The sequence below is a fragment of the Kitasatospora sp. NPDC001225 genome, from assembly GCF_053597855.1.
In genome coordinates this window covers 22,345-39,978 of record NZ_JBSFJC010000045.1, presented here as the reverse complement: position 1 = coordinate 39,978, position 17,634 = coordinate 22,345, and the positions used below count along the sequence as shown (strand labels likewise).

8 protein-coding genes and 1 pseudogene are annotated in these 17,634 nt (G+C 72.5%); 8 read left to right on the top strand and 1 reads right to left on the bottom strand.

All coding sequences use genetic code 11. The annotated features are described in order from the left end of the window. Positions 1-192 precede the first annotated feature (192 nt). Both ACWDCZ_RS17955 and ACWDCZ_RS17950 read left to right on the top strand, forming a co-directional pair. Positions 193-4,578 carry a ricin-type beta-trefoil lectin domain protein gene (locus ACWDCZ_RS17955; RefSeq protein ID WP_449816357.1) on the top strand — a complete coding sequence of 1,462 codons (4,386 nt, stop codon included), beginning with the start codon at positions 193-195 and terminating at the stop codon, positions 4,576-4,578. 394 nt (positions 4,579-4,972) lie between these two features. Next, positions 4,973-8,821 (top strand): beta-N-acetylglucosaminidase domain-containing protein, encoded by a 3,849-nt coding sequence (locus ACWDCZ_RS17950; protein WP_449816356.1) that lies wholly within the window; start codon positions 4,973-4,975, stop codon positions 8,819-8,821. Positions 8,822-9,106: 285 nt separating this feature from the next. Here ACWDCZ_RS17950 and ACWDCZ_RS17945 read toward each other — a convergent pair. Continuing rightward, a pseudogene (locus tag ACWDCZ_RS17945) lies at positions 9,107-9,616 on the bottom strand (HNH endonuclease); the annotation flags it as partial. Between the two features lie 494 nt (positions 9,617-10,110). Between ACWDCZ_RS17945 and ACWDCZ_RS17940 the strand changes: the two are divergent. From ACWDCZ_RS17940 to ACWDCZ_RS17915, 6 genes are all read left to right on the top strand, one after another. Then, the gene (locus ACWDCZ_RS17940; RefSeq protein ID WP_388046029.1) at positions 10,111-11,280 is read left to right on the top strand and encodes a mechanosensitive ion channel family protein; all 1,170 of its coding nucleotides are present in this window, start codon (positions 10,111-10,113) and stop codon (positions 11,278-11,280) included. Positions 11,281-11,526: 246 nt separating this feature from the next. Continuing rightward, complete coding sequence (locus ACWDCZ_RS17935) at positions 11,527-12,717, top strand: ROK family transcriptional regulator (protein ID WP_049651468.1); 1,191 nt, start codon at positions 11,527-11,529, stop codon at positions 12,715-12,717. A 138-nt stretch (positions 12,718-12,855) separates the two neighbouring features. Then, the gene (locus ACWDCZ_RS17930; RefSeq protein ID WP_049651467.1) at positions 12,856-14,211 is read left to right on the top strand and encodes an ABC transporter substrate-binding protein; all 1,356 of its coding nucleotides are present in this window, start codon (positions 12,856-12,858) and stop codon (positions 14,209-14,211) included. 26 nt (positions 14,212-14,237) lie between these two features. Next, positions 14,238-15,251, top strand: coding sequence for a carbohydrate ABC transporter permease (locus ACWDCZ_RS17925; RefSeq protein ID WP_117489905.1), 1,014 nt, complete (start codon positions 14,238-14,240; stop codon positions 15,249-15,251). Positions 15,252-15,271: 20 nt separating this feature from the next. Continuing rightward, positions 15,272-16,180, top strand: coding sequence for a carbohydrate ABC transporter permease (locus ACWDCZ_RS17920; RefSeq protein ID WP_049651466.1), 909 nt, complete (start codon positions 15,272-15,274; stop codon positions 16,178-16,180). Positions 16,181-16,188: 8 nt separating this feature from the next. Next, on the top strand, positions 16,189-17,469 hold the full coding sequence (locus ACWDCZ_RS17915; RefSeq protein WP_449813398.1) for a 6-phospho-beta-glucosidase: 1,281 nt from the start codon (positions 16,189-16,191) through the stop codon (positions 17,467-17,469). Positions 17,470-17,634 lie beyond the last annotated feature (165 nt).

The window sequence follows — 17,634 nt, the reverse complement described above, 5'->3', positions numbered from 1 at the left end:
TTAGGGGCATACGACCTACCGAAGATAGGAAAGGAAGAGAACCACTCTGTGTGATCAATGTCACCCGGAGAGCAATGCGCCACCACCCCGACAACTCGGACACCTTGTCGATAAAACGCTTTGACAGTCGCTCAAATGTGAAGGCAGCGTGCGACCGATCTCTGCTCACATCACCAATGCCAAGGGGTCTTCATGTCAAGATCACATCCTCCATCTCCCACTCCTGGCGGACGCCCCACGGGCCTCCGGACATTCCGCGCAGGTCTCCTGCCGCTCGCCTGCACGGCCGTCCTCTCCCTGGGCGCCGGGCTGCTGGCGGTGCCCGGCATCGCGGTGGCGGCTCCCGCCGACCGCAACCACGGTCCGGCCGACGCCTCGTGGCCGACGCCTCCGGCCAAGGGACAGCCCGACTCCCCCTCGGCGCAGACCGCCGCGATACTCGCCGCCCAGGCGAAGGCGAAGAGCGCCGGGAAGCCCGTCGTGGTCGACGCCATGACCACGGGCGGCAGCCAGACCACGGCCAACCCGGACGGCACGCTGACCACCGACTCCTCCCCCGTGGTGGAGCGGATCAAGAACGCCGACGGAACCTGGCGCGCTGTGGACGCGACGCTGCGGACCAACCCCGACGGCACGGTCGCACCCACTGCCGTACCCTCCGGGCTCACCTTCTCCGGCGGCGGCGCCGGCCCGCTGGCCACCATGGCCACGACGGACGGCAAGAAGCTGTCGGTCAAGGCGCCCTTCTCCCTGCCGAAGCCCGAACTCAGCGGCAGCAGCGCCCTCTACCGCTCCGTCCTGCCCGACGTCGACCTGGAACTGAGCGCCACCCCCGCGGGTGGCTGGCGCCAGGTCCTGATCGTGCGCACCGCCCAGGCGGCGGCCGACCCGAAGATCAAGAAGCTCCACCTCGACACCGTCACCGACGGGCTGACCGTCAAGGCGGATGCCAACGGCAACCTGTCGGCCGAGGACGCTGCCGGCCAGGCCCGGTTCACCGCCCCGACGCCCGTGATGTGGGACTCCTCCACCGCCGCCGAGTCCAAGGCCGCGGCCAAGGCCGCCGCCGCGCCCGCCGCGGACGGTGCGGCAGGCGCCGCCGGCTCCGACAGCAAGGCTCCCGGCCCCGGCGCCCGGACCGCGCCGATCGCCACCACCGTCAGCGGCGGCGGCATCGACCTGGTACCGGACGCCTCGCTCCTCGGGCAGGGCACCGGCCCCTGGTTCATCGACCCGGGCTGGAACCCCAGCGTGGACAACGGCACCCAGGCCTGGGCCCAGGTGCAGTCGGCCTACCCGGAGACGATGGAGTACAACGGCACCCAGCTCGGCCAGGACAAGCCGGCGTCCGGCTACTGCGGCTACATCGACACGAACAACCGCTGTGACAAGGAGGGCAAGGAGCGCGCCTACTTCCAGGTGGGCCTGAACTCGACGTTCTGGGACTCGACCGTCCTCAGCGCCAAGCTCTACGCCACCGTCGCACAGTCGTCCAGCCCCTCGACCTCCACCCCGATGGGCTTGTACTCGACCGGGTCGGGCAACAGCAACCCGATCAACAAGTGGACGCGCTGGAACGCCCAGCCCTGTCCCGAGCCGTCGAACTGCTCCAAGGTCGGCATGAACTGGATCTCCGGCGGCGGCGGCAAGGAGTTCGACGTCTACGGCCAGATGGTTCAGGCCGCCCGCGAGCACTGGGACGGCTGGACCTTCATGTTCGCCCCCGACGACGAGGGCAACAAGTACTACCGCCAGCGGTGGGCCAACAACCCGCACGTCGTCGTGACGTACGACTTCACGCCCAACATCGGCGACGCCGTGACCAGTCCGCCCCCGGGTTTCGCGCGCGACGCGACGTCCAGCCCGTGCCAGACCCCCGGCACCGCCAACCCCTGGGACAATCCGGGCTGGGTCGGCATCAACACCGACATCAACCTGAGCGTGGACACCTGGTCGCGGACCGGTGAGCAGCTCTGGACCTCGTTCAAGATCTGGGACGACGACGACAACGGGTCCTCGAAGCTCTACGAGACCGGCTGGGGCGCGAGTTCGGGCCGCAAGAACGCGAGCGTCGGGTCGCTGATCGACGGCCACCAGTACGGCTGGTTCGCGGCCACCACCGACGGCACGCTCACCAGCCCGAACAGCCCGATGTGCTTCCTGCGCATCGACCGCACCCCGCCGACCGCCCGCATCACCTCGACCGACTTCCCGGAGTCGGGCACCCTGGGCGGGCATCCCAAGCGCGTCGGCGAGCCCGGCTCCTTCATCCTGACCGGCACCGACCCGGCCCCGGCCACCGGTGGCCGTTCCTCGGGCCTGGCCTGCGCCCGCTGGACCACCGACCCGATCCAGGCCTCGGCCACTGGCTGGAAGTGCAACGACGGCGGGAACGTCGTCAAGATGAACGGCGACGGCAGCGTCGAGCTGAAAGACTTCATCGCCAACCACTGGGGGACGAACTTCCTCTACCTGCAGACCCAGGACAACGCCGGCAACATGTCCCAGCCGGTCGCCTACACCTTCTTCGTGCCGAGCAACCCCGCCGCGGGTGACCCGATCATGGGCGACATCGACGGCGACCGGAAGGCCGACGTCCTGCTGCCCGACAGCACCGGTTCCCTGCGGCTGGTCGGTGCCAACGCCGACCCGTACGCGGCACCGAACACCAAGCCGGCCTCCGCTCCCGGGGCCGATGACAACCAGGACTGGAGCACCGTCCAGACCACCCACCGGGGCTCGTTCACCGAGCGCAACGTCGACGACCTGGTCGCCCACGCCCCTGGCGCCGCCGAGCTGTACCTCTACAGCAACGACGACACCGCCGGCCACCTGGACGGCAAGGCGCACGAGTCCCTGTACAAGTCCGGCAAGTGTGGGCTCCCCGACGGGACCAAGATCGATTGCTCGGCCTACGGGAACGGCGGCGACTGGTCCTCGGTGACCCAGATCGCGGCGTTCGGCTCCCCCACGGGCGACACCCCGAAGAACCCGGGGACCACGACCGCCGGGCTGCCGCGTTCTTCTCTGCTCTACGTCGAGAAGGGCCGGCTCTGGCTCGCGCTGTCGACCAACGTCCGGAAGCTCGACGGTACCGCCATCCTGCTGTCGGAGCCGGATCCGCTCAAGGACAAGCAGGACTGGGACTACTACGACCTGATCACCCCCGGTCCGAGCAAGGGGACGAACATCCCCACCCTGTGGGCCCGTTCGAAGTTCGACGGCACCATCCACGCCTACCAGCTGGCCACCAAGCCCGGGAACACCTTCGACGCCTCCGCCTTCTCCAGCCCCACCAAGGGCTGGCTGGCCAACGGCGTCGACGCCAAGCTGTACCCGAAGGTCGGTTCCAACGGCGACGTCACCGGTGACGGCATCCCCGACCTGTGGGCCGTGGACACCAACAACCAGCTCGTCGCCTGGGCCGGCATCGGCACCCCGAAGGACAAGAACAACCCCGCCGGCGGCCCGACGGTGACCGGCCTGGAGAAGAACCCGGTCGCGCTCGGCAACCTCAACCGCCCCGTCGGCAACTGGCTGGCGGCGCCCGACGGCACCAACACCGTTCGCGACGGACAGAAGCGCACCGACGGGTGGGCGACGAACGTCGGCTGGGTCCAGGAAACCGTGGACGGCCAGAAGACCACCGTGGGCACCTTCGCCTCCGGCGCAGGCTCGAACATCACCATGAGCGGCCCGGTGGTCGACACCCGCAAGAGCTTCACCATCTCCACCTGGGCCAAGGCCGGTTCGGGCCCCGGCGTCGTCGCCAGCCAGGAGACCGGGCACGCCAGCAACTTCCTGCTGTACACCGACGGCGCGGGCAAGAACTGGCACTTCGGCCTGGCCTACACGGACGACGACACCTGGTCGTACGACTACACCGACACCCAGAACGCCAGCGCCGAGACCCGGCCCGGCGTCTGGACCCGCCTGACGGCCTCGTACAACGCCGACACCGGGGCGATGGCCCTCTACGTCGACGGCGTCCTGGCCGGCACCAAGTTCCACCTGGCCGGCACCAGCCCGGCGTCCTCGGGGCCGTTCACCCTGGGCCGGTACAAGTACCAGTCCAAGCCGACCGCGAGCTTCGACGGAAGCATCAGCAGCACCGCCGTCTACCCGTTCGCGGTGGCGCCGACCGCGCCGAGCGCGACCGGTGTCGTCCGCTCGGGTGCCGACGCTGGCATGTGCGTCGACAACGTCAACGGGGGCACCGCGAACGGCAACCCGATCATGCTGGTGAACTGCAACGGCACCGAGGCCCAGCAGCTCGCTCTCGGGAACGACGGCACCATCCGGGTCAAGGGCGGCTGCATCGCCACGGTGAACGCCGGCACGGTCGACGGCACGCAGCTGGAGTACCACTCCTGCGACGGCACCACGGCGCAGAAGTGGATCCCCCTCGCGAACGGCGCGCTGTTCCACCCCGCCTCCGGCAAGTGCTTCGAGCTGCCGGGCGGACCTGCCACCAGCGGCACCCGGCTCCAGATCGCCGGTTGCGGCTACGGGCCGAACCAGCAGTGGACCATCCCGACCCTGCGGACGGCCGTGCTGCCCGCTCCGCCGCGCTCCTGACCTCCAGGTCCTGAGCCCACGGTCCTGAGTGGCCACCAGGGCCCGCGTCGCCACCCGGCGGCGCGGGCCCTTCGCGTCTGCCGGGCACCCTCCGGGGAGGGATCACCCCGCCGAGCCCGGTGCCCGCGGGTGTTTCCGGGCTGGTCCGACATGCAATGAAACGGCGCAAAACGGTCATAGCAGTCGGCGGCGTTGACACCGGATCGGCCAGCTGGTGGGGTTGCGGACGATGTGGTCGTGGCCTGGCGAGGAGGCTCCTGTGCAAGCCCGAGTGTCCGTAGCGGCCGGGCGGCGGCTCAGGTCGCAACTGGAGCAGAGTCCGGCGTTGCGGGAGGTGCTGCAGCACCCCGCGGCGGAGGCGGCGCGGCGGGCCACGGCGCGGACGTGCCGTCAGTTGGCGCCACGGACGGCGGACCGGCTGATCGCCGATCTCAAGGGCACCGAGCCGCTGTTGGCGTCGGTGCGCGAGGAGCGCGCGGACCGGGCGGACCGGGCCGGGCGGCCGGGGCGGCGGGCGATGCAGATCGCGGCCGGGGTAGCGGCCGCGGCGGTGGTCGGCGGGCTGCTGGCCGGTTCGCTGCCGTCGGCGGCGTACGCGGCGGCCACGGCCGCCTCGACGGCCTCGGACGTGGTGAGCACCGCGCCGCAGACGCCGCTGGGCAGCGTGACCGACCCGAAGGTGTTCCCGAAGCCGCAGCAGCAGACCGTGGCGGGCAAGCCCGTCGCGGTGCCGTCCGCCGTGACGCTGGTGAGCGCGCCCAAGGCGGACATCGGCGCGGTGCGGGCCGTCCAGGAGGTGCTGGAGGTCGCCGGGGCGGGCGAGGTGACGCCGCGTCCGGACGGCGGGACGCCGGCCGCCGGGGCGCTGGTGGTGTACGTCGGCGGGCCCGCCGAGGGCGCCGGCGGCGAGGTGGACCGGGTGCTGCGCCAGCTGTCCGCCGCCGCGGGCGGCAAGGACGGCGCCGGGCCGACGACCGCGGGGATGCCGGCCGGCGGGTACGTGCTGTCGGCCGGTCAGCTGCCCGCCCAGGGCGGCGGGGCGTACGGCGCCGTGGTGCTGGCCGGCGTGGACGCCACCGGCACCTTCTACGCCGCGCAGAGCCTGCGTCAGCTGCTCGCCGCCGTACCGGCCGGGCAGGGGCAGGCGCCGGGTGCGGCCGGGCTCGGCCTGCCCGGGATCACGCTGCGGGACTGGCCGACCGGCGCCCCGGTGCGCGGCGTCACGGAGGGCTTCTACGGCACCCCGTGGACCGCGCAGCAGCGGCTGGAGCAGGTCGACTTCCTGGGCCGCTCCAAGCAGAACTTCTACCTCTACGCGCCCGGTGACGACCCGTACCGGCTCTCCCGCTGGCGCACCGCCTACCCCGCGGCCCAGGCCGAGGAGCTGCGCGAACTGGGCTTCCGGGCACGGCAGAACCACGTCGCGCTCGGCTACGCGCTCGACCCGGGGCAGTCCCTCTGCTTCAGCTCCGGCAAGGACGTGGACGCCCTGGTGAACAAGCTGGACGGGCTGCGCAAGCTCGGCTTCACCGCCTTCCAGCTGCAGTTCCTGGACGTCAGCTACGACGAGTGGCACTGCGGCGACGACCGCGACGAGTACGGCACCGGGCCCGCCGCGGCCGCCAAGGCCCAGGCCGAGCTGGTGAAGAAGGTGCAGGACCGGCTGATCGCGAGGAACCCGGGCCTGGCGCCGCTGTCCGTCGTCCCCACCGAGTACCACCAGCAGGGCTCCACCCCGTACCGCAAGGCGCTGGCGGCGGCCCTGCCGGAGGGCGTGCAGGTGGCCTGGAGCGGGGTCGGGGTGATCCCGGAGAAGATCACCGGCGCCCAGGCCTCGGACACCGCCGGGCTGTACGGGCACCCGCTGCTCACCATGGACAACTACCCGGTCAACGACGCCACCCCGGACCGGCTCTTCCTCGGCGCCTACACCGGGCGCGACCCGGAGGTGGCCACCCGCTCGGCGGCGCTGCTGACCGGCGCGATGCAGCAGCCGGTGGCCTCCCGGATCGCCGTGTCGACGGCCGGCGACTTCGCCTGGAACCCGGCCGGGTACAAGCCGGACGAGTCCTGGCAGGCCGCCGTACGCTCGCTGGCCGGGCCGACCGGCGCCGCCCCGACGCCCGTCGGGACGGCGCTGTCCGCCGTCACCGCGCTGGCCGGGAACAGCACCTCCTCGCCGCTGTCCAAGCAGGAGTCCGGCTACCTGGCACCGCTGCTGGACCGGTTCTGGGCGGCCGCCGAGCCGACCTCCGGCGCCGCCCCCGACCTCGCCCGGCTGATCGAGGCCGCCGCCCCGCTGCGGGACGCCTTCGCCACCATGGCCACCGCCCAGCAGACCCTGGCCGGCACCCCGGCCACCACCCAGCTGGCCGGCGAGGCCGCGCCCTGGCTGGGCCCGCTGCGCGACTACGGGCTGGCCGGGCAGTCCGCCCTCGACATGCTGCTGGCGCAGCACGGCGGCGACGGCGCGGCGGCCTGGAAGGCCCGGGTCGAGCTCAACCGGCTGCGCGAGCAGCTGGACCGGGCCCCGGCCACCGTCGGCGCCGGGGTGCTCGGCCCGTTCCTGGACCGTGCCGTGCGCGCCGCCGACAACTGGTCGGGCGTGGGTGGCGGCGCCGCCACCCCGACCACCACCCTGGGCACCGCCCAGGACCACCTGCCCGCGCTGATGACCGACGGCGTGGCCGACACCTTCTACTGGAGCTCCGCTCCCCCGCAGCCCGGCGACGCCGTCGGCCTGGACCTCGGCGCGGGCCGCCCGGTCAGCGGCGTGACCGTGCTGATGGGCGGCTGGGGCAACGGCCCGGACGCCCGGACCGCCGCCGACGACTACATCCGCGACGGCGTGCTGGAGTACTCCACCGGCGAGGGCGGCTGGAAGCAGCTCGCCACCGTCAAGAACCAGAAGACGGTCAGCGCCCAGCTCCCGCCGGGCACCGTGGTCCGGGCGGTGCGGCTGCGGGCCACCGCCGCGCAGAAGACCGCCGTCGCGGTGCGCGAGTTCACCGTCACCGCCCCGGACGATTCCCCGGCCAGCGTCAGCGGCGGCCCCGACGCGGTGCCCGGCTCCTCCGCCGCCGCCGTGCTGGACGGCAACCCGGACACCGCGTACCGGGCCGCCAAGGCACCGACCGCGATGGACGAGCCGCTCACCGTCGAGCTCGGCGCGGCCCGCCCGCTGGACCGGCTCACCGTGCTGACCGACCCGTCCGTGCGCGCCACCGCCACCCTCGCGGTGCGCCGGGCCGACGGCACCTGGGCCGACATCGGCACCGTGCAGCCCGGCTACAACGAGCTGTCGGCCGGCGGCCAGCCCGCCGACGCGTTCCGGCTCACCTGGAAGCCCGGCGGCGACCCTCCGGTGGTCAACCAGGTGATCCCCTGGTACGCGGACGCCCCGGCGGCCCGGCTCAGCCTCTCCGACCCGGCCCTGGACGTGGTCACCGGCGCCTCCGCGCCCGTGACCACCCGCGCCACCGTGGAGGCCGGCCGCCCCGAGGGCACCACCGGCGAGCTGCGCACCGAGGTGCCGCCCGCCGCCAAGGGCCTGACCGTGACCCCGGCCGGCCCGGTGACCGTGCCGCGCGGCGGCCGGGTGGGCGTGCCGCTGCTGGTCAGCGCCACCGCGGAGACGCCGTCCGGGACGTACCGGGTGCCGGTGCAGTTCGTGGCCGGCGGCACCACCGTCCGGCAGGTGCTCCAGGTGCACGTGGTGCCGCCCACCGGCGGCCCGGACCTGGCGCTCGGCGCCAAGGCCGCCTCCTCGGGCGACGAGACGGCGAACTTCCCGGCCTCGGCGGTCACCGACGGCGACCCGAAGACCCGCTGGTCCTCCCCGGCCAAGGACGACGCCTGGGTGCGGCTGGAGCTGCCGCAGGCGACCAGGCTGGGCTCGGCGGTGCTGCACTGGCAGGCCGCGTACGCCGCCTCGTACAAGATCCAGGTCTCGGCGGACGGGAACACCTGGACCGACGCCGCGACGGTGGACAACGGCAAGGGCGGCGACGAGACGGTGCGCTTCGACGCGCCCAACGTCCGGTACCTCCGGGTGCAGGGCGTGGCGCGGGCGACCAAGTACGGCTACTCGCTGTGGGGCGTCGAGCTGTACGCGGTGACCCCGCCGGCCGCGCCGCAGCCCCCGGCCGGCCAGGGAGGCGGCCAGGCCGCCCAGCCCGGCGGCGCGCCCGGGACGCCGGCGACACCTCCGGCGGCGGCGGGCGGGATCGCGCCCAAGCCGTAGCCGTGGCCGTGGCCGTGGTGGCCGTCGCCGGGCCCGGTCACGGGTGGGCGGAAACGCGGCGGGCCGCCGGCTCCCCGCTGCGGGGGGCTCGGCGGCCCATGAGGCGCGTACCGACGGTGTGACGGGCGGGCCCTTGTGGAGCTGTGGTCAGGCGGAGAGCGGTTCGGGCTGCTCACCGCGGCGGACGGGGGCGGGGTGGCCCGAGTGGGCCCGGCCGAGCGGGACCGGGTGGACCGGCTGCTCGGTGCGGTCGTGGTGCTCGTACTCGCCCCACTGCGGGGCGCGCAGCTGGTCCGCGCCGCCGTAGGGCTCCAGGTAGGGCCGCCACCGCGGGTCCTTGATCCCGGTGCCGATGATGCGCCAGGCCAGGCCGCTGGGCGGCGCGGGTGGTCGTTTCATCCGCCAGCCGAGCTCGGTGAGGTGGCGGTCGGCCTTGGTGTGGTTGCAGCGGCGGCAGGCCGCCACCACGTTGTCCCACCGGTGCTGGCCACCGCGGCTGCGCGGGATGACGTGGTCGACGCTGGTGGCGGCGGCCCCGCAGTAGACGCAGCGGCCGTGGTCGCGGGCGAACAGGGCCCGGCGGGTGAGCGGGACGGGCCCGCAGAACGGGACCCGGACGAAGCGGGTCAGACGGACGACGGACGGCGCCGGAAGGGCGCTGGTGGCGCTGTGCAGAGTGACTTCCGAGTCCTCCAGGCTGACCGCCTTGTGGTTGAGGACCAGGATGAGTGCGCGGCGCATCGATACGACGCCGAGTGGCTCGTAGGACGCGTTGAGGACCAGGACATGCGGCACGGATGCCTCCTTGGACGCCTGCGGCGCGTGGCTCGCGCCGGGACGAGCGGTTGGATCGCGCCACTCGTGCGCGATCTCCCCCAGTGTCGCCTTACGCCTTTGTACGGCGCCACCACTCCTGTGTAACGGACCTGACGCGAACTCCGGGTGTGGTCTCTGTCATAGCCGGTATGCCCGGGGGAAGGTCGGGTTGCACCCGGGTGGCGGTGCGACGGGTCCCGGTGACTCCGGCGGGTCGCCCGCCGGGGGCACGGTTCGGCCGTCCGGAGCAGCGCCCCTCCTGCCCCGGACGGCCCCGGAGCCCCGGTTCGGGGGGAGCGTACGGGGGCGTTGACGGGGCGTTCGACACGCTCCGTACGCCCTTGGGCACACCCGTGCGGGGTTCCGGCGTGTCCGGGCGGGCCCGCGGCGGCGGATAGGCTGACGCCCACGGTCCGCGGGCCGCTTGCCGGCGGTGCGGGCCCACCACGCACCCCAGCCAGGAAGGTCCGCACGTGTTCAGCTCCGGTGCCACCGGTCCGTCCGACGCGTCCTCGACGCTCGCCAACCCGACCCCGGCCCCCAGCCCCACCGCGCAGCTGCCCGAGCTCGACCTGCGGATCCCGACCAGCGCGCAGGAGGTCTCGGACACCACCCGGCAGGCCGCCAGCTGGTTCGACACCCACTGGCAGGGCTGGGTGGCCTCCGGGCTGCGGATCGTCTTCATCATCGTGCTCGCGCTGGTCCTCCGGGCCGTCGTGCGCAAGCTCATCACCCAGCTGATAGGGCGGATGGCGCGCACCTCCGAGCACCAGGAGGAGAGCCGGCTGGGCGGGCTGCTGGCCAACACCGGGGTGGTGAACACCGAACGGCGCCAGCAGCGCTCGGAGGCGATCGGCTCGGTGCTGCGCAGCGTGGCCTCCTTCAGCATCCTGGGCACGGCGGCGCTGATGGTGCTCTCCGCGCTGGGCGTGAACCTGGCGCCGCTGCTGGCGAGCGCCGGTGTGGCCGGTGTGGCGATCGGTTTCGGCGCCCGGAACCTGGTCACCGACTTCCTCTCCGGGGTCTTCATGATCATGGAGGACCAGTACGGCGTCGGTGACGAGATCGACACCGGTGTCGCCACCGGCACGGTGCTGGAGGTCGGCCTGCGGGTCACCAAGCTGCGCGGCGGGAACGGCGAGATCTGGTACATCCGCAACGGCGAGGTGAAGCGGATCGCCAACATGAGCCAGGGCTGGGCGACCGCCTCGGTGGACGTCCAGGTCGGCTACAAGGAGGACCTGATCCGGGTCGAGGACCTGATCCTGGCGACGGCCGAGGAGATGGCCAAGGAGGCCCCGTACGACGAGCTGATCTGGGCTCCGGTGTCGATCCTGGGCGTGGAGTCGGTCGCCTCGGACTCGGTGGTGCTGCGGGTCGAGGCCAGGACCGCCCCGGGCAAGGCCGCCTCCGTCTCCCGGGCGCTGCGCCAGCGGCTGAAGGCGGCCTTCGACGGGGCCGGGATCAAGGTCAAGGAGGAGGTCGCCGCGGTGGCCGCCGGGGCGACCGGCGTGGTGATCGCCCCCTCCCCGGTCCCGGCCGCCGAACAGGCCGCACCCGCCGACCGGGTGGCCGAGCCCGTTCCGGCCCAGGCCCCGGTCCCGGCGGCGGCCCGGGCGGCGGACGACGCGTCGAAGCCGTAGCGGTTCGGCCGCACGGACACGGACGAAGCCCCGCTCCCACCACGGTGGGGGCGGGGCTTCGTGGTGTCGGGTAACGCTTCGGCATCCTCCGCTCCGCCCACCATTGACACCCCTACGACAGGGCGCTTACGGTCCTTCCCTAGCGACTGGAAAGTTTCCTAACAGTTCGTCCGAAACCCGCCCGCTCCCCACGCCGGGGACACCCGCAGGACGTCGACGACCAGCCGGAAGAGGAGGATGCCGGGCATGACCAAGAGCACCGCCAAGGCCCCCCTCGCCGGCACCCCCAGTCTGCTGCGCGCCATCAACGACCGCGCCGCCCTCGAACTGCTGCTGGAGAACGGGCCGCTCTCCCGTACCCAGATCGGCACCCTCACCGGGCTGTCCAAGCCCACCGCCTCCCAGCTGCTGGCCCGGCTGGAGGCGGCCGGGCTGGTCCTGCCGGTCGGTACCACGGCGGGCGGGCCCGGCCCCAACGCCCGGCTGTACCAGGTGAATCCGGCCGCCGGGTACGTCGCCGGACTGGATGTCACCAACAGCGGCATCGAGGTCGCCGTCGCCGACATCACCGGCACCACGCTGGCCGGGCACACCGTGCCGACCAAGGGTGTGCCGGCGGCCGCGACCGTGCCCACCGTCGCCGCCGCGGTGGCCGAGGCGGTCCGGGCCGCCGGTCTGCCGGAGGGCGCCCTGCGCACCGTCGCGATCGGGGTCGGCGGCGCCCCCGACCCGGTCACCGGCAAGCTGCGCTACGCCTCCCACCTGCCGGGCTGGCACTCGCCGCGGCTGGTCGAGGAGCTGACCGAGGCGATCGGCGCGCCGGTGTCGATCGAGAACGACGTGAACCTGGCCGCCGTCGCCGAGCGGTCCTCGGGCGCCGCGGCCGGCTTCGAGGACTTCGTCCTGCTCTGGGCCGGGGCCGGGGTCGGCGCGGCGATCGTGATCGCCGGGCGGCTGCACCGCGGCTTCACCGGCGGCGCCGGGGAGGTCGGCTACATGCCGCTGCCCGACTCCCCGGTCGAGTGGGACGCCCGCCGCCGCAAGTTCGGCGGGTTCCAGGCGCTGGTCGGCGCGCCCGCCGTCCGGTCGCTGGCCCGTGAGCACGGGCTCGGCGCGGCCACCGCGCAGGAGTCCATCGCCAGGGCGCTGGCCACCCCCGGCGCCGGCGACGCCTTCCTCGCCGAGCTGGCCGGGCGGCTCGCCGTCGGGCTGGCGGTGATCGTCGCCGTCGTCGACCCCCAGCTGGTGGTCCTCTCCGGTGTGGTGCCGAGCGCGGGCGGCGAACGGCTGCGCGCGCTGGTCGAGGACGAACTGGCGCGGATCTCCATCGCCCGGCCGGAGGTCCGCAGCACCGCCCTGTCCGGCTCGCCGGTCCTGCTCGGCGCCCTGCAACGTGCCCTGTCCGACGCCCGCGAGGCGGTCTTCTCCACCCACTGACGCCCGCCCCCGATCAACTCGACGCACCCACTGACGCTCCCCCTGTCACCTCGCCACCTGCACCCACCTCTCCCCAACCCCCGAACGCGGGACCCGAGGCAACGAGGCCTGCCCGCGCACCCCCAGGAGGATCCCGAAGTGCACGCCACCACCTCCCGCAGAGGCCGCCGCACGATCGCCGCCGTCGCCGGCAGCGCCGTCCTGGCCCTGCTCGCCTCCGCCTGCACCGGTTCCAGCGACTCGGGCGGCTCCGACGACTCGGCCAGCGGCAAGGACGTCACCATCACCTTCTGGCACGGCTGGAGCCAGGAGAACGAGAAGAAGGCGATCAACGACAACATCGCCGCCTTCGAGAAGGCCCACCCCAACATCCACGTCAAGTCCGTGGACGGCCTCGAGGACGACAAGGTCAACCAGGCCCTGCGGGCGGGCGGCTCGGACGCGCCGGACGTGGTCTCCTCCTTCACCACCAACAACGTCGGCATGTTCTGCTCGACCAAGGCCTTCGTCGACCTCAAGCCGATGCTCCAGAAGAGCGGCATCGACCCGGTCAAGACCTTCCCGGCCGCGATGCTCAACTACACGCAGTTCCAGGGCAACCAGTGCTCGCTGCCGCTGCTCGGCGACGCGTACGGCCTGTACTACAACAAGAAGGCCTTCGCCGACGCCGGCATCGCCAACCCGCCGAAGACCTTCAGCGAGTTCGCCGAGGACGCCGCCAAGCTGACCGTCGCCGACGGCGACTCGTACAAGCAGCTCGGCTACATGCCGCTGTACCACGGCTACGAGTCCACCACCGAGCACTTCCTCGGCCAGTACGGCGCGACCTACTTCGGCGCCGACGGCAAGTCGAACATCGCCACCGACCCGAAGGTCGCCGCGATGTTCAAGTGGCAGAAGGGCCTCGTCGACCAGCTCGGCGGCTACGACAAGCTGGAGAAGTACCGCGCGACCTTCGGCGAGGAGTTCAGCGCCAAGAACCCCTTCCACACCGGCCAGGTCGCGATGGCCCTCGACGGCGAGTGGCGCACCGCCTCGCTCGCCAAGGACAAGCCCGACTTCGAGTGGGCCACCGCCGCCTTCCCCGTCCCGGACGACCAGGCCGACACCTACGGCCGCGGCTACCAGACCGGCACCATCATCGGCATCGCCAGCACCAGCAAGAAGCAGGCCGCCGCCTGGGAGTTCGTCAAGTACCTGACCACGGACACCGACGCGGTGGTGAACTTCTCCAACGCGATCCACAACGTGCCGAGCACCTTCGAGGCGCTGGACTCGCCGAAGCTGGTGAGCGACCGGAACTTCAAGACCTTCCTGGACGTCGCCAAGAACGCCCACTCCGGCACCACCCCGCCGGCCGTCAACGGCGGCAGCTACCTCATCACCCTGCAGAACCTCGGCTACGACTACGAGTCCGGCAAGCAGGGCGACCTCCAGGCGGGTCTGGCCGCCACGGCCAAGCAGATCGACACCGACATCGCCCAGGCCAAGTAGGCCGGGGAACGGTCCACGGAGCTCCCATGTCACTCGCGTTCGGCACCCGCAAGGGAAGCGACGAGGCCGACGCGGGACCGACCGGCCCGGCGGCGCCCTCCACGCAGCACCTGCTGCGCCGGAAGCGCCGCCGGGAGGCGGCCCGCACCCTCGCCTTCCTCTCCCCCTGGCTGATCGGGTTCAGCGTCTTCTTCGCCTACCCGCTCGTCTCCACCGCCTACTTCTCCTTCACCTCGTACAACGGCTTCGGCGCCCCGACCTTCAGCGGCCTGAAGAACTGGGACTACGTCTTCAACCACCTGCCGACCTTCTGGCAGGGCCTGCGCAACACCCTGTGGCTGGTCGTCGTGATGGTGACCCTGCGGGTCGTCTTCGGCCTGGGCATCGGGATGCTGATCACCAAGGTGAAGACCGGCGCCGGCTTCTTCCGCACCGCCTTCTACCTGCCGTACCTGGCCCCGCCGGTGGCCGCCACCGTCGCCTTCGCCTTCCTGTTCAACCCCGGCACCGGCCCGGTCAACCACCTGCTGGGCGAGCTCGGCCTGCCGCAGCCCGGCTGGTTCGCCTCCGCGGACTGGTCCAAGCCCGCGCTCACCCTGCTCGCCATGTGGGGCGTCGGCGACCTGATGGTCATCTTCATGGCCTCGCTGCTGGACGTCCCCCGGGAGCAGTACGAGGCGGCCTCGCTGGACGGCGCCGGCCCGTTCCAGCGGTTCCGGTACGTCACCCTGCCGAACATCTCGCCGATCATCATGTTCGCGGTGGTCACCGGGGTGATCCAGACCATGCAGTACTACACCCAGGCGATCGTCGCCGGGAAGGTCGCCAGCGGCATCGCGGGCGGCTCCGGCCAGCCCTTCGAGCCCGGCTTCCCGAACGGCTCCACCTGGACCCTGCCGCAGATGGTCTACAAGCTCGGCTTCCAGAGCTTCAACTACGGCGCGGCCTGCGTCGTCGCCCTGGTGCTGTTCGCCATCTCGATGGCCGTCACCTCGATCCTGCTCCGCCGCCGGTCCGGCTTCATGGCGAGCGACGACTAGCGGCCCGTGAGGACCTGATCATGACTCTTGGCTCCACGCTCACGAGGGCCCCGGCCGCGGCCGGCCCCTCCCGCCCCGGCGGACCCGCCGCCCGGGCCGCCCGCCGCCGCGCGGCCCTCAACTGGGTGGCCGTGCACGCGCTGGCCATCGCCGCCGCGCTGTTCTTCCTGCTGCCCTTCGTGTTCGTCTTCCTCACCTCGGTGATGTCGGACCGGCAGGCGCTCACCACCGACTACTGGCCGACCAGCTGGAACTGGGGCAACTACGGCAAGGTCTGGGACACCCCCGGCTTCCTCACCTGGTGGCGCAACACCCTGCTGTACGCCGTGGCCGGCACCGTGCTGACCGTGGTCTCCAGCCTGCCGGTGGCCTACGCGCTCGCCAAGTTCCGCTTCCGCGGCCGCAACCTGGCGCTGATGGCGGTCATCGCGATGATGATGCTGCCGCCGCAGGTCACCGTCATCCCGATGTACCTGTTCTGGTCCAAGCAGATGGGCCTGAGCAGCTCGCTCTGGCCGCTGATCATCCCGATGGCCTTCGGCGACGCGTTCACCATCTTCCTGCTGCGCCAGTTCCTGATGACCATCCCCAGGGAGTACATCGAGGCCGCCCGGATCGACGGCTGCGGCGACCTGCGCACCCTGCTGCGGGTGGTCCTGCCGATGGCCAAGCCGGCCATCGCCGCGGTCGCGCTGTTCCAGTTCTTCTACTGCTGGAACGACTACTTCGGCCCGCAGATCTACGCCAGCAACAACCACGACTCCTGGACGCTCAGTTACGGGCTGGAGTCCTTCAAGGCCGCCCACCACACCAACTGGAACCTCACCATGGCCGCCACCATGATGGTGATGGCCCCGGTGATCGTCCTCTTCTTCTTCGCTCAGAAGGCCTTCATCGAAGGCGTGACACTGACAGGGGTCAAGGGCTGATGTCCGCACTGAAGTTGGCAATCGTCGGCGGGGGTTCGACGTACACTCCGGAGCTGATCGACGGCTTCGCCCGGCTGCGCGACACCCTGCCGGTCGGCGAGCTGGTGCTGATCGACCCGGCCGCCGAGCGGCTGGAGCTGATCGGCGGCCTGGCCCGGCGGATCTTCGCCCGGCAGGGCCACCCCGCGGTCGTCACGGTGACCACGGACCTGGCGGCGGGCGTCGCGGACGCCGACGCCGTGCTGCTCCAGCTGCGCGTCGGCGGGCAGGCGGCCCGCAACCAGGACGAGACCTGGCCGCTGGAGTGCGGCTGCGTCGGGCAGGAGACCACCGGCGCCGGCGGGCTCGCCAAGGCGCTGCGCACCGTCCCGGTGGTGCTGGACATCGCCGAGCAGGTGCGCCGGACCAACCCGGACGCCTGGATCGTGGACTTCACCAACCCGGTCGGCATCGTCACCCGGGCGCTGCAGACCGCCGGCCACAAGGCCGTCGGGCTGTGCAACGTCGCGATCGGCTTCCAGCGCAAGTTCGCCGGGCACCTGGGCGTGGACCCGGAGCTGGTCCGGCTCGACCACGTCGGGCTCAACCACCTGACCTGGGAGCGCGGGGTGACCCTGCTGGACGCCCCGGGCGCCACGACCGGGCGCGAGGTGCTCCCCGAGCTGCTCTCCTCGCACGGCAAGGAGATCGCCGAGGACCTGCACCTGCCGCAGGCCGTCATCGAGCGGCTCGGCGTCGTGCCGTCCTACTACCTGCGGTACTTCTACCAGCACGACGCCGTGGTGGCGGAGCTGAGGGAGCAGGGCTCGCGGGCCGCGCAGGTCGCCGAGATCGAGCGGCAGCTGCTGGAGCTGTACGCCGACCCGGCCCTGGACACCAAGCCCGAGCTGCTCGGCAAGCGCGGCGGCGCCTTCTACTCGGAGGCGGCCGTCCAGCTGATCGCCGCGCTGCTCGGCACCGGCGGCGGCACGTCCGTCCAGGTGGTGAACACCCGCAACGACGGCGTGCTGCCGTTCCTGCCCGACGACGCCGTCATCGAGGTGCCGGCCGAGGTGGACGCGCGGGGCGTGCGCCCGCTGCCGCAGCGGCCCGTCGAGCCGCTGTACGCCGGACTGGTCGCCGCCGTCACCTCGTACGAGCACCTCGCCCTCGACGCCGCCCTGCGCGGCGGCCGCGACCGGGTCTTCGACGCCCTGCTCGCCCACCCGCTGGTCGGCCAGATCGAGCTGGCCGACCAGCTCACGGACCGCCTGCTCGCCCACAACCGCGAGCACCTCGCCTGGGCCTGACCCGGCCCGCTCCGCGCCGTCCGGCGACCGCCCCCGGTCGCCGGACGGGCACCGCGAGGAGACCGTCCACCCCCGGCCGGGGACCTTTCGGCCGGGCCACCCGGCCGGGACCACCGCCGGGCACCCGGCCGACGACCAACGGCCCGGGCCACGTACGAGCCGCGG

Excerpts from the sequence above, each read along its gene's own strand:
- ACWDCZ_RS17955 (WP_449816357.1), top strand. The coding sequence starts at position 193 with ATGTCAAGATCACATCCTCCATCTCCCACTCCTGGCGGACGCCCCACG.
- ACWDCZ_RS17935 (WP_049651468.1), top strand. The coding sequence starts at position 11,527 with ATGACCAAGAGCACCGCCAAGGCCCCCCTCGCCGGCACCCCCAGTCTG.
- ACWDCZ_RS17925 (WP_117489905.1), top strand. The coding sequence starts at position 14,238 with ATGTCACTCGCGTTCGGCACCCGCAAGGGAAGCGACGAGGCCGACGCG.
- ACWDCZ_RS17920 (WP_049651466.1), top strand. The coding sequence starts at position 15,272 with ATGACTCTTGGCTCCACGCTCACGAGGGCCCCGGCCGCGGCCGGCCCC.